Origin of the sequence: Chelatococcus sp. HY11, assembly GCF_018398335.1 — a bacterium.
Taxonomy (GTDB): domain Bacteria; phylum Pseudomonadota; class Alphaproteobacteria; order Rhizobiales; family Beijerinckiaceae; genus Chelatococcus.
On record NZ_JAHBRX010000002.1, the window covers coordinates 474,752 to 486,658 of the forward strand.

The following is an 11,907-nucleotide window of genomic DNA, read 5'->3' on the forward strand; positions in this document are numbered from 1 at the left end:
GCGGCAAACCCGATAGCACAACACTATACACAGCGTGCATCATGGCAAGCCTGCCCAAGTCGTCGGCCAACTCGTCGACCAAATCGCCATCCAAGACAACCAATGGTCGTCATTGGCAATTGGCAGAAAGCATGATCGCATCTTATCTATCGTCGTGGCGAACACGTGTTGCGGAGACCGAGTGATGAAGAACCGGGACCTGAAGGCCTGGATGTGGTCCGATGCCGTTGAAATGCTGGCACGGGCCGAGCGCATGCATCGGGATCTGTTTCGCCCCGCCGCCGGCTCCGGCCGCGCGGCAACTCCCCAGTGGGAACCCCCCGTCGATGTCTTCGAGACGGACCAAGAGCTGCGGGTGCTGGCGGCGCTGCCCGGCGTCGACCCCGACCATATCCAGGTTTCCATCGCGAACGGAGTTCTCATCATAGCGGGAGGGCGTATCCTGCCCCCGGAGCTGAGAACAGCGACCATTCATCGCCTCGAACTGCCGCAGGGCCGGTTCGAACGACAACTCCAGCTACCAACGGGCCGTTATGAGGTCGGCAGACCGTCCGTGATCAACGGCTGCCTCCTCGTCGTGCTGCGTAAGCTTGTCTGATCAGGGCCCGCCATGATGTTCAAGAACCTGCCCCTTTTTGCCGCCGATGCCGGCGGAGCCCAGAGCGCCGATACCGCCACAGCCCCGCGACCGAGCGAACTTCCGCAGGACGCGCTGCTGATCGTGCCCGTGCGCAACTTTGTTCTGTTCCCCGGCGTCGTCATGCCCATCGTCGTGGGCCGGCCGACGTCTGTCGCAGCGGCCCAGCAAGCGGTGCGTGAAGGCCGCCAGATCGGCGTGCTGATGCAGCGCGATCCCGAAGCCGAACCGTCACCGCTCGGCCTTCATCGCATGGGTGTGATCGCCAACATTCTGCGCTTCGTGACAGCCCCCGATGGCTCGCATCACCTGATCTGCCAGGGTGATGGCCGCTTCTACGTGGAAGAGTTCATCAAGGAAACGCCGTATCTCGCGGCCCGCGTTCGTCGCATCGAGGAGCCGGAAGGCAACAGCTCCGACATCGAGGCGCGCTTCCTGCATCTGCAGGGGCAGGCAACGGAAGCCCTTCAGCTCCTGCCGCAGGCGCCCCAGGAACTGCTTGCTGCCGTGCAGGGCGCCACATCGGCGTCCGCGCTCACGGATCTGATCGCGGCCTATATCGATATCTCTCCGAGCGACAAGCAGGATATCCTTGAGACCGTGGACCTCCACGCCCGCATGGACAAGGTCGCGAAAGTCCTCGCCAAGCGGATCGAGGTGCTGCGGCTCTCCCAGGAGATCGGTCGGCAAACCAAGGCCTCCCTCGACGAGCGCCAGCGGGAAGTGCTGCTGCGCGAGCAGATGGCGGCCATCCAGCGCGAACTCGGCGAAGGCGATGGCAAGGCGCAGGAGGTCGCCGAACTCACGGAGGCTATCACAAAAGCCAAGATGCCGCCGGACGTCGACCAGGCCGCGCGCAAGGAATTGCGCAGGCTGGAGCGCATGCCCGATGCCTCCGCCGAATACGGCATGATACGGACTTATCTCGATTGGCTGATCGAACTGCCCTGGGCCCTGCCCGAGGAAAAGCCGATCGACATTGCCCAGGCGCGGCGGATCCTCGACGAGGATCACTTCGGCCTCGACAAAATCAAGACGCGCATTGTCGAATACCTCGCGGTGCGCAAGCTCGCGCCGCAAGGCAAGGCACCCATCCTCTGCTTCGCGGGCCCGCCCGGCGTCGGCAAGACCTCTCTCGGCCAGTCCATCGCCCGGGCGATGGGACGCCAGTTCGGACGCGTCAGCCTTGGCGGCGTCCATGACGAGGCGGAGATCCGCGGCCATCGCCGCACCTATGTCGGCGCCCTGCCCGGCAACATCATCCAGGCTATCCGCAAGGCGGGCTCGCGCGATTGCGTGCTGATGCTCGACGAAATCGACAAGATGGGCTCGGGCGTGCATGGCGACCCCTTCGCGGCCATGCTGGAGGTGCTGGATCCCGAGCAGAACGGCACGTTCCGTGACAACTATCTCGGCGTGCCTTTCGATCTGTCGCGCGTCGTGTTCATTGCGACCGCCAATATGCTCGACACGATCCCCGGGCCGCTCCGCGACCGCATGGAGATCATCACCCTGTCCGGCTACACCGACAGCGAGAAGCTGGAGATCGCCAAACGCTATCTCGTGCGTCGGCAATTGGAAGCCAACGGCCTCAAAGCCGATCAGGTGGATATCGCGGACGATGCACTGATGGCGATCATCCGCAGCTATACGCGCGAGGCTGGCGTGCGAAACCTCGAGCGTGAGGTCGGGAGAGCACTCCGGCATATCGCCGTCGGCATCGCCGAAGGCAGCGCCAGCCACACCCATATCGGCGTGGCTCAACTCGATGATCTCCTCGGACCACCGCGCTTCGAGGATGAAGTCGCGATGCGCGTCAGCGTGCCCGGCGTCGCGACCGGCCTCGCCTGGACCCCCGTCGGCGGTGACATCCTGTTCATCGAGGCGACGCGCACGCCCGGCGGCGGACGGCTCATCCTCACCGGCCAGCTGGGAGAAGTGATGCGCGAGAGCGCCCAGGCAGCCCTCAGCCTGGTGAAGAGCAAGGCCAGGGACTTTGGTGTCGATCCAGCGCTGTTCGAGCGCAATGACATCCATATCCATGTCCCGGCAGGCGCCACACCCAAGGATGGGCCGAGCGCCGGCGTCGCGATGTTCACGGCGCTGGTCTCGGTGCTGACCGGGCGAACGGTGCGCAGCGACACGGCCATGACCGGTGAGATCAGTCTGCGCGGCCTCGTTCTGCCCGTCGGTGGCATCAAGGAAAAGGTGGTGGCCGCGGCTCGCGCCGGTCTCACACGGGTACTCCTGCCCGCCCGCAATCGCCGCGATTTCGAGGACATTCCGGAGGATGCCCGCAAACGCCTCGAGTTCGTCTGGCTGGAGCGTGTGGATGACGCGATAGCCCAGGCCCTCGAACCCGCGACGGAGAGCAAGGAAGCCGCTCCCGCGCAATAAAGGTGCCATTTCGACGAGCCATATATACCGATCGCCCGCGTTCAGACGGGCGATCGGCGCCTTTCTGAACGAATGCCAGAGGCAATCATTGCACGTGCTGTGGCGCACAGCGTGACACTAAATCGGCCTATTTTACCAAATTAGACGTAAAATCTGCCAACCGGCGGCTGGCGTCGGCCAGACTTGGCGAGTACGGTCCGGCTCCGATTTTCCAGAGCTAGAATCAGCGCCGTGGGGCTGTGGGTTTATGTCCTGCCCTGCTCAGGCGAGGTCCTGGCCTTCCAGCTCCAAAGTCTCCACGATGCAGCCCATCATTTCCATTTCCCAATTGTCCAAGGTCTATGGCTCGGGGTTTCAAGCCCTGAAGGGCATCGATCTCGTGATCAACAAGGGCGAGATCTTTGCCCTGCTCGGCCCTAATGGCGCTGGCAAGACCACCCTGATCAGTATCATCTGCGGCATCGTCAGCCCGAGTGAGGGCACGATCCTGGCGGATGGCCACGATATCACGGTGGAGTTTCGGGCCGCCCGCTCCAAGATAGGCCTCGTTCCTCAGGAACTGACCACCGACGCCTTCGAGACGGTGTGGGCAACCGTGAGCTTCAGCCGCGGGCTCTTCGGCAAATCAGCCAATCCGCCCTATATCGAGAAGATCCTGCGCGACCTCTCCCTGTGGGACAAGCGCAACAGCCCCATCCGGACGCTGTCCGGTGGCATGAAGCGCCGTGTGATGATCGCCAAGGCGCTGTCGCACGAGCCGCAGATCCTTTTCCTCGACGAACCGACCGCCGGTGTCGATGTCGAACTTCGCCGCGACATGTGGGATGTGGTGCGGACGCTCCGCGACAACGGCGTCACTATCATCCTCACCACGCACTATATCGAGGAAGCGGAGGAGATGGCCGATCGCATCGGCGTCATCGACAAGGGGCGCATCATTCTCGTGGAAGACAAGCATGAGTTGATGCGCAAACTTGGACAGAAAAGATTGACCATCCTGCTTCAGAAAAAGCTGGATCATATTCCGCCAGGACTGGAGGCCTACGGACTTGAGCTCGCGGCGGATGGTCACGAGCTTGTCTATACCTATGACACTCAAGGCGAACGGACCGGCATTACCGATCTCCTGAGCGCGCTCAGCCGCGCGGATGTCGCCTTCAAGGATTTGCAGACGACTCAAAGCTCTCTCGAAGAGATTTTCGTCAGTCTCGTAAGGAACGGCGCATGAACTACTATGCCATTGGCTCAATCTATAAGTTTGAAATGGCTCGCGCCTGGCGGACGTTGCTGCAGAGCATCATCGCTCCAGTCATTTCGACATCGCTCTATTTCATCGTCTTCGGCGCGGCCATCGGCAGCCACATGCGGGAAATCGATGGTGTGAGCTACGGCGCTTTCATCGTGCCAGGCCTCATCATGCTGTCGCTGCTGACACAGAGCGTCTCAAACGCTTCCTTCGCCATCTATTTCCCGAAATTCACCGGCACCATCTACGAGCTTCTGTCCGCGCCGGTCTCGCCGCTGGAAATCGTCGTCAGCTATGTCGGCGCGGCCGCGACCAAATCCGTCATCCTCGGATTGATCATTCTCGCGACGGCTTATCTCTTCGTGCCGCTCAGGGTGGAACATCCGGTCTGGATGGTGCTATTCCTCATCCTGACCGCGATCACCTTCAGCCTGCTCGGCTTCATCATCGGCATCTGGGCCGACGGTTTCGAGAAGCTGCAGCTCGTGCCGCTTCTTGTCGTCACTCCGCTCACCTTTCTCGGCGGCAGCTTCTATTCCATCAACATGCTGCCGCCCTTCTGGCAAACGGTGGCGCTGTTCAACCCGGTCGTCTATCTCGTCAGCGGCTTCCGCTGGAGCTTCTTCGGCGTGTCGGATGTCGGCGTGGGGATCAGCCTCGGCATGATCGTCGTCTTTCTCCTGCTGTGCCTCGGCGTCGTCACCTGGATCTTCAAGACCGGGTACCGCTTGAAGAGCTGACCGGGCCATCACGCCGGAGAAAACAACTCCGTCCGCAACGGACCTGCTCAGCGTCCCATGCCGGAACGGCCGCGACGACGATCGTTCTGCGCGTTGGCATAATAGGCACGCTTGGCCTTGAGCATGAGCATGTCCGCGCGGCTGACGACAGCCTCCAGCCTCTCCTCCGCCTGGCTGGTGGCGACGCCGATCGAGAGCGTGAGCGGCAGGCCGGAATAGAACTGGTTGTTGAGATCGACCAGCTTCTCAAGCTCCAGCATCACGGCCTCACCTTCCTCCTGCTCGACTCCCGGCATGAGCACGGCGAACTCGTCGCCGCCGATGCGAGCGACATGGTGCGGCTTTTCAACGAGCTTGCCGAGCACCTCACCCGCGCGGCGCAACAGCCCATCGCCCGCCGCGTGGCCGAGCTGGTCGTTCACCCGCTTCAAGCCATTGAGATCGGCCATGAGGATCGTCACCGGCCGCGGGCCGCGCCGTTCGAGCCTGTTCAACTCCTCCACAAAGAAGGACCGGTTGTAGAGCTTGGTCAGCACGTCGTGCTTGCCAAGATATTCGAGATAGGCCTCCGCCTTCTTGCGGGCGCTGATATCGGTAAGGGCTATCTGAACGAGCGACCAATCCTTCTCGTGCCCCGGCAAGACGGAGAATTGCATCAGCAGGGTCAGCTCACGGCCATCCAGATCGTAGTTCACGACTTCGCGCTGCTGGAAAAGCTGGTCGTTCCAAAGGTCGATCAGTTGTTCCTTGAAATGATGCTCCATCCCGTCGCGGAAGACATCGGCCAATCGCAGCAACAGCGTCGCCTTGTCCGGTGCACGGAACAGCTCAAGCGTATGCTGGTTGACGTCCAGGACGCGAATTTCGCTCATGCACCGCGAAATGAACTCCGGATGGACATCGATGAAGACACGAAAATCGATGATGCCGCGGTCCCGGACCTCATCAATCAGATGCTTGATGCTGGAAAAATCCTCAACCCACAACGAGACCGGCGAATGCTCGAACAAGCCCCGGGCATATTCCTCGGCAACGAGAATGCGACGCCGCGCCTGTTCGCGTTCAGAAACATCCTCAATGGAAACAAGGACACGCTCCCAGCTGTTCTCGTAACCCGGCAGGATGACCCCGTTGAGCTGGATATCGAGCCGCTTGCCGGACAGCGTGTAGTTCACCGTGTTGCTCGAAAAGCGTGTTTTCCCCTCCCACATCGTGACCAGTTCGTCGACATGAGTCGTCAACATGTCGTCGCGGAAGACCAGGCCGAGGTTCTCGACGAGATGCCCCACATCACGCGCCTCGAAAAGAGACAGTGTCTTATGATTGACCTTGACGATGCGAAACGAGCCGGAACACTGCTTCACCCGGTCGGGATCGGCCAGAAGATAGGAGCGGAGATCCGTGACACCCGCCTCCCGCCATGTATCAAAAATGCGCCGGAGCCCACTATAGTCCTCGAGCCACAGCGAGACGGGCGCAAGCTCGAACATCTGGCTGTCGTCATTTCCCGCGCCTGGAGCGCCGGAACACAGGGCCTCAGGTTGGTGCATCGGATACCATACCCTGGTAACGGCAGCCTCCTACAAGGCTACCCACGCAAATACTGATAAGATTGGTCTCTTTTGCCAGCAAGCTCCATCCCTCGGCAAGCCTTCGTTAACCATAATTTTTCTCGTCCACGGCGGCCGCCAGATCGTATGGATCGGCGAAACTGGACGCGAACGCACTGATTTTGGCAAAAATCCCTCAAGGTTCGGAGGAGATTATGCGATGGCGATGGGTGGAGCGTTAAACCCGATCGCGCCGTCGGGGCTGTTTGTGCCACTAGAAATCTGTGCAGAGTCGCGGCGCGATCGCAGAAGCAGGAAGGCTAGCGCGTGGAAGAGGTTGATGTCGCCGTTATTGGCGCCGGTGTGGTCGGGCTTGCCATCTCGCGCCGGCTGGCGCTCGCGGGGAGGGAGGTTCTTGTTCTGGAGGCTGCGGGATCCATCGGCACGGAAACCTCCGCCCGCAACAGCGAGGTCATCCACGCCGGCATCTATTACCCCCATGGCAGCCTGATGGCGCGGCTCTGCGTGGAGGGACGACGGGCCCTCTACGCCTATTGCGGCGAGCGGAGCGTTCCGCACAAGGCCTGCGGCAAGCTGATCGTCGCGACAGACGAGGCTGAACGCGAGCGGCTGGCCGGCATCGCCGCCCATGCCGAGGGCAACGGCGTGGAGGGCCTGCGTTTCCTTCCGGCCACAGACGCCCGCGCGCTCGAACCAGCGCTTCACTGCACGGCGGCGCTTCTCTCGCCGACTACTGGCATCATCGACAGCCACGCCTATATGCTGTCGCTGCAAGGGGACGCGGAAAACGCCGGCGCGAACTTCGCCTTTCATTGCCGCGTGAGGGCCGGACGCGTGATCGACGGCGGCGTTGACCTGACGATCGACGACGGGAGCGACACGTCGCTACGCGCCCGCACCGTAATCAACGCAGCCGGGCTCCATGCCCCCGCCGTCGCACGTGCCATCGCCGGCGTGCCCGGGGACAGGGTGCCACAAGCCTACTTCGCCAAGGGTAACTACTTCGGCCTCAGCACCCGCGCGCCGTTCTCGCATCTGATCTATCCCGTTCCGGTTGCGGGCGGGCTCGGCACGCATCTCACGTTGGATCTCGCGGGCCGTGCCCGTTTTGGACCGGACGTGGAATGGATCGACCAGGTGGACTACGCCGTGGATCCCGCACGCGCGGCCTCGTTCTACGGCGCAATCCGACGCTATTGGCCTGAGCTCCCCGATGGCGTGCTCCAGCCCGATTATTCCGGTATCCGACCGAAGATCGCGCCAGCAAGCGCTGGCACCCAGGATTTTCGCATCGAGGGTCCCGAGACCCACGGGGTTGCCGGCCTCGTGAATCTATTCGGCATCGAGTCGCCGGGCCTGACCTCCTCACTCGCGATCGCGGACCATGTCGCGGGTCTTGTCGGACACTACGCCTGACGGCCCCTATGACGTCTTGTCGCGGGGGTCGAGGATGTCGCGCAGGCCATCGCCGAGCAGACTGAACCCCAGCACAGCCGTCGCGATGGCGAGCCCGGGGACGAGTGCCAGCCAGGGCGCGACCTCCAGATAGGTCTGCGCCTCCGCCAGCATGCGTCCCCAGGTGGGCGCCGGAGGCGCGAGGCCGAGACCGAGGAAGCTGAGGCCCGCCTCCGTGAGGATGGCGAACCCGAGCTGAATCATGACCTGCACCACGATCTGCCCGGCGATGTTGGGCAGGACGTGCGCGGCCATGATCCCGGCCTCGTCGCGGCCGATGCTCCGGGCCACCAGCACATAGTCAAGCGCCCCGACCTGCATGGCCACGCCGCGCGTGAGCCGCGCGAAGACCGGCACCATGAACACCGCGATGGCGACGATGGCGCTGGTGGCGCCGGCGCCCATAAGCACTCCGAGCACCATCGCGGAGAGCACCGGCGGAAAGGCGAAAATGACATCGCAGGCGCGCATCAGCACGGAACCGGCCAGGCCGCGTTGCCGGGCTGCCACCAGGCCCGTCAGGACACCCGCGCTTGCCCCGAACGCGACGGCCACCATGGCGATCGACAGCGAGTTCCACGCGCCTGCCATAAGGAGGGAAGCGACGTCCCGCCCGAAGTGATCCGTGCCCAGCAAACCCGATGTGAGCGGCGGCTTGAGCTTCGACAGAATGTTCATGCGCGCGGGCGGTGCGGGCGTCCAGGCCAGGGAGAGGATGGCCACCGCGGCAAAAAGCGTTGTGATCAGCGCGCCGAGAGCGAACTTCACGTGTCGCAGCCGCGCCCGTTGTCTGCCCATCAGCGCGCGTCCCGAAGGCGGGGATCGAGCAGGAGATAGCAGAGGTCGACGAGGAAATTTACGATGATGACGAACGCGGCGAACAGGAGGATGACCGACTGCAGGACGACGAGGTCGCGCTGCGCCACCGCCTGAAAGGCCAGGCGCCCGAGGCCGGGCAGGCTGAAGACGTTCTCCACCAGCACGGCGCCGGCGATGAGAAAGGTGAATTGCAGACCGAGAATCGTGACGATGGGCACGAGCGCGTTGGGCACCATGTGCCGCCAGAGGATCACGCGCTGCGACAATCCCTTGGCGCGGGCCGCGCGGACGAAGTCGTCCCCGCTGAGTTCCACGATCGCGGTGCGGGCAACCCGTGTGAGGATGCCCGCCTGCGGCAAGGCGAGCGCGAAGGCGGGGAGCAGCAGCGCCTTGAGAGCGGCGGCGACGCCCACACTCCATCCTGGAAAGCCGCCGGCCGGAAACCAGCCGAGCCACGTGGAGAAAACCAGGATCAGGATGAGCCCGATCCAGAAATTCGGCAATGTCATCGCCGTCTGCGCGAAGGCCATGGCGCCGTAGTCGAGCGGCTCGTCGCGTCGCGCCCCGGCCAGGATGCCCAGCGGCAAGGCCAGCACCATGGCGATAACGATGGAGAGAACAGCAAGCGGCAAGGTCACGGCCAGACGCTCGGCGACCAGGCCCGCGACCGGCACACCATAGGTGATCGATGTGCCGAAGCTACCGGTCAGTACGCCGCCAATCCAGGCGAGGTAGCGGACAGTTGCCGGCTGGTCGAGACCAAGCTCCAGGCGCAGCGCCGCCAGGGTATCCGGTCGGGCGGATGTGCCGAGCATGATGGCCGCGGGATCTCCCGGCAGCACATCCGTCACCACGAAAACCAACAGTGAGACGAGCGCCAGCGTCAGCACCAGCCCCGCCGCGCGTCGGGCGATGAGAGCGATCATCGCGCCACCATCAATCCTCCCAAACCACCTCGGTGAGGTCGTTCGACGGGATCGGCTCGTTGGCCCAAAGGCCCTTCAGTTTCCTGTCCCAGATGCCAAGCTTGGGCATGACGAAGAGGAACAGGGCCGGCACGTCCTCGGCGAGCATCGTCTGCGCCTCGCCATAAAGCTTGAGGCGGCCTTCCTGATCCGTCGTCTGCTCGGCGCGGCGGATGGTGTCGTTGAAGGCCGCGTTACGATACCCGAAATAGTAGTCCGGCCGCGCGTAGATACTGATATCCATGGGTTCGGCATGCGCCACGATGGTCATGTCGAAGTCGTGCCCGGTCATCACCTCGCTGACCCATTTTGCCGGAAATTCGGTCGGCACGATGGTCATCGTTACACCGATTTCCGCCAACATCGCCTGAAGCACCTCAGCCGAGCGTGTCGCGTAGCTCATCTGCGGCACTTTGATGGTGAAGCTGAAGCCGTTGGGATAGCCGGCCTCGCTCAAGAGGCGGCGGGCCTTGGCCTTGTCCGCGGGATAGACGCCAGTGAGGTCGATGAAGCCAGGATCGTTAGGCGTATAGTGGCTGCCGATCGCCTGTCCCAGCCCCGACCAAGCCCCCTCGATCAGCAAAGGACGATCGATGGCGAGCATCAGGGCCTGGCGCACCCTCTTGTCGTCGAACGGCTTGCGCTGATTGTTCATGCCGGCCACCACCTTGAGCTCGGTGTTGCCGACGAGGGTGGTGAAGCGCGCATCCTTCTGAAAATTGCCGTAGAGTTCGGGGGCGCCAAACTCGGGAAAAGCGTCGACATCCCCTGCCCGCAACGCGGCGGCCTGGGCTTGGGGATCACCGATGAACCGAAAAGTGGCTCGCTGGATCCGCACCGGCTGGGCGGTGTTCCAGTAGTTGGGGTTGCGTTCCAGTACGATCCTGTCACCCTTGGCCCAACGTGCAAACTTGAAGGGCCCGGTACCGACTGGCTCGGTTCGGTTGACCTGTGCCGACTTCGGCTCGACCATCACGGATGCTGGCCAGCCCAACCAATAGAGCAGGTTGCCCGCCGGCTCCTTGAGCGTGACGACGAGTGTCGCGGGATCTTGCGCCGTGACGGTGTCGATCACACTGAAAAACTGCTTCTGCGGGTTCGTGGAGTTAGCCCCGCGCGCGCGGTCCAGCGCGAATTTCGCGGTCGAGGCATCGAAAGCCTCGCCGTTATGGAACTTGACACCCTCACGCAGCGCAAAGGTGTAGGTCCGGCCATCGTCCGACACAGTCCAACGTTCGGCGAGTTGAGGTTGGACCTTGCCGTCGCGGTCGATTCGCACGAGGCCCTGGTAGATATTCTGCCAGGTCACCTGGCCGATCGCCACCGGCGCCGCTGCCGTGGGGTCAAGGCCCTGAGGCTCGATCGCCATGCCCACCACCACGTCGCTACGCGCCGCAAAGGCCGCGGGGCCGAGGACGAAACACCAGGCGAGCGCCAAGGCCGCCAGCGACACCAGACGACCGCAGACGAACACCCGGCCCATGCCGATTGCGCGCGCGCGAAAAAGGCCACCTACACGAAGGCCAGTACTGCCAACGCATCCGGAGATCCACACCAGCCCGCGAGCTGTCGCGTGCCCCCCTCCCCTCGCAAACCCCATGCCTATCTCCACTGTCCGTGCCTAAAAACAGCACCCAGGCTTCGTGATGACATATGCGGCCACGGTTGCTGCAATCGCGAACAGCCGCCGCACGATAGTGCATGGCACAGGCAACGCGCGACAACAATGATCTTGGGCGCCCCGAACCTTCGGCTAAAGCAGGGCCATCGCTCGCGACCGGCGCATGCCAACGGAAGAGGCAAGTGCATCGATGATGCGCATCGGAAGGCTAACCTATCGGCTAATAGCCTTTTGCGAGGGGCTGCTGGCGAAAGAAGCCATTGAGAATTATAGTGTGAATAGCGCTAAACGATTCGCATTTGGCGTCCGCGAAAAATGCGGATGTTGACGCTAAAGCCCGCACTGGGTGCTACACGCTGACGCGCCCAGGCAACAATTCGCTCGTCATCGCTTGTAGTGTGGCATCGAAAACACCAGTTCTATAAGCGGAAGTTTCCGATACGATGTGTGCGCATG

9 protein-coding genes are annotated in these 11,907 nt (G+C 62.8%); 5 read left to right on the forward strand and 4 right to left on the reverse strand.

All coding sequences use genetic code 11. From position 1 onward, the window contains the following. The first annotated feature begins 184 nt into the window (after positions 1 to 184). The 4 genes from KIO74_RS23170 (at position 185) to KIO74_RS23185 (ending at position 5,020) form a co-directional block, all read left to right on the forward strand. On the forward strand, positions 185 to 598 hold the full coding sequence (locus KIO74_RS23170; protein ID WP_213337169.1) for an Hsp20/alpha crystallin family protein: 414 nt from the start codon (positions 185 to 187) through the stop codon (positions 596 to 598). Between the two features lie 12 nt (positions 599 to 610). Continuing rightward, positions 611 to 3,034 carry an endopeptidase La gene (gene lon, locus KIO74_RS23175; protein ID WP_249731446.1) on the forward strand — a complete coding sequence of 808 codons (2,424 nt, stop codon included), beginning with the start codon at positions 611 to 613 and terminating at the stop codon, positions 3,032 to 3,034. Positions 3,035 to 3,335: 301 nt separating this feature from the next. Next, the gene (locus tag KIO74_RS23180) at positions 3,336 to 4,262 is read left to right on the forward strand and encodes an ABC transporter ATP-binding protein (RefSeq protein WP_213337173.1); all 927 of its coding nucleotides are present in this window, start codon (positions 3,336 to 3,338) and stop codon (positions 4,260 to 4,262) included. Then, entirely contained in the window at positions 4,259 to 5,020 is a 762-nt protein-coding gene (locus tag KIO74_RS23185; RefSeq protein WP_213337176.1) for an ABC transporter permease, read from the forward strand. Before KIO74_RS23180 ends, KIO74_RS23185 begins: the two co-directional genes overlap by 4 nt. Positions 5,021 to 5,067: 47 nt before the next feature. Here KIO74_RS23185 and KIO74_RS23190 read toward each other — a convergent pair whose 3' ends face one another. Next, entirely contained in the window at positions 5,068 to 6,570 is a 1,503-nt protein-coding gene (locus KIO74_RS23190) for a sensor domain-containing diguanylate cyclase (RefSeq protein WP_213337179.1), read from the reverse strand. A gap of 327 nt (positions 6,571 to 6,897) precedes the next feature. On the opposite strand from KIO74_RS23190, the gene KIO74_RS23195 reads away from it, so the two are divergent. Beyond that, positions 6,898 to 8,007: an NAD(P)/FAD-dependent oxidoreductase gene (locus KIO74_RS23195; protein ID WP_213337181.1), complete on the forward strand. Its 1,110-nt coding sequence runs from the start codon at positions 6,898 to 6,900 to the stop codon at positions 8,005 to 8,007. Positions 8,008 to 8,013: 6 nt separating this feature from the next. Here the strand turns inward: KIO74_RS23195 and KIO74_RS23200 are convergent, their stop codons facing one another. From KIO74_RS23200 to KIO74_RS23210, 3 genes are read right to left on the reverse strand one after another with little or no spacing between them, the layout of a single operon-like run. Beyond that, complete coding sequence (locus KIO74_RS23200) at positions 8,014 to 8,844, reverse strand: ABC transporter permease (protein WP_213337183.1); 831 nt, start codon at positions 8,842 to 8,844, stop codon at positions 8,014 to 8,016. Next, positions 8,844 to 9,791 carry an ABC transporter permease gene (locus tag KIO74_RS23205; protein ID WP_213337185.1) on the reverse strand — a complete coding sequence of 316 codons (948 nt, stop codon included), beginning with the start codon at positions 9,789 to 9,791 and terminating at the stop codon, positions 8,844 to 8,846. The genes KIO74_RS23200 and KIO74_RS23205 overlap by 1 nt, the downstream gene beginning before the upstream one ends. Before the next feature lie 10 nt (positions 9,792 to 9,801). Next, the gene (locus tag KIO74_RS23210; RefSeq protein WP_213339174.1) at positions 9,802 to 11,313 is read right to left on the reverse strand and encodes an ABC transporter substrate-binding protein; all 1,512 of its coding nucleotides are present in this window, start codon (positions 11,311 to 11,313) and stop codon (positions 9,802 to 9,804) included. Between the last annotated feature and the right edge of the window lie 594 nt (positions 11,314 to 11,907).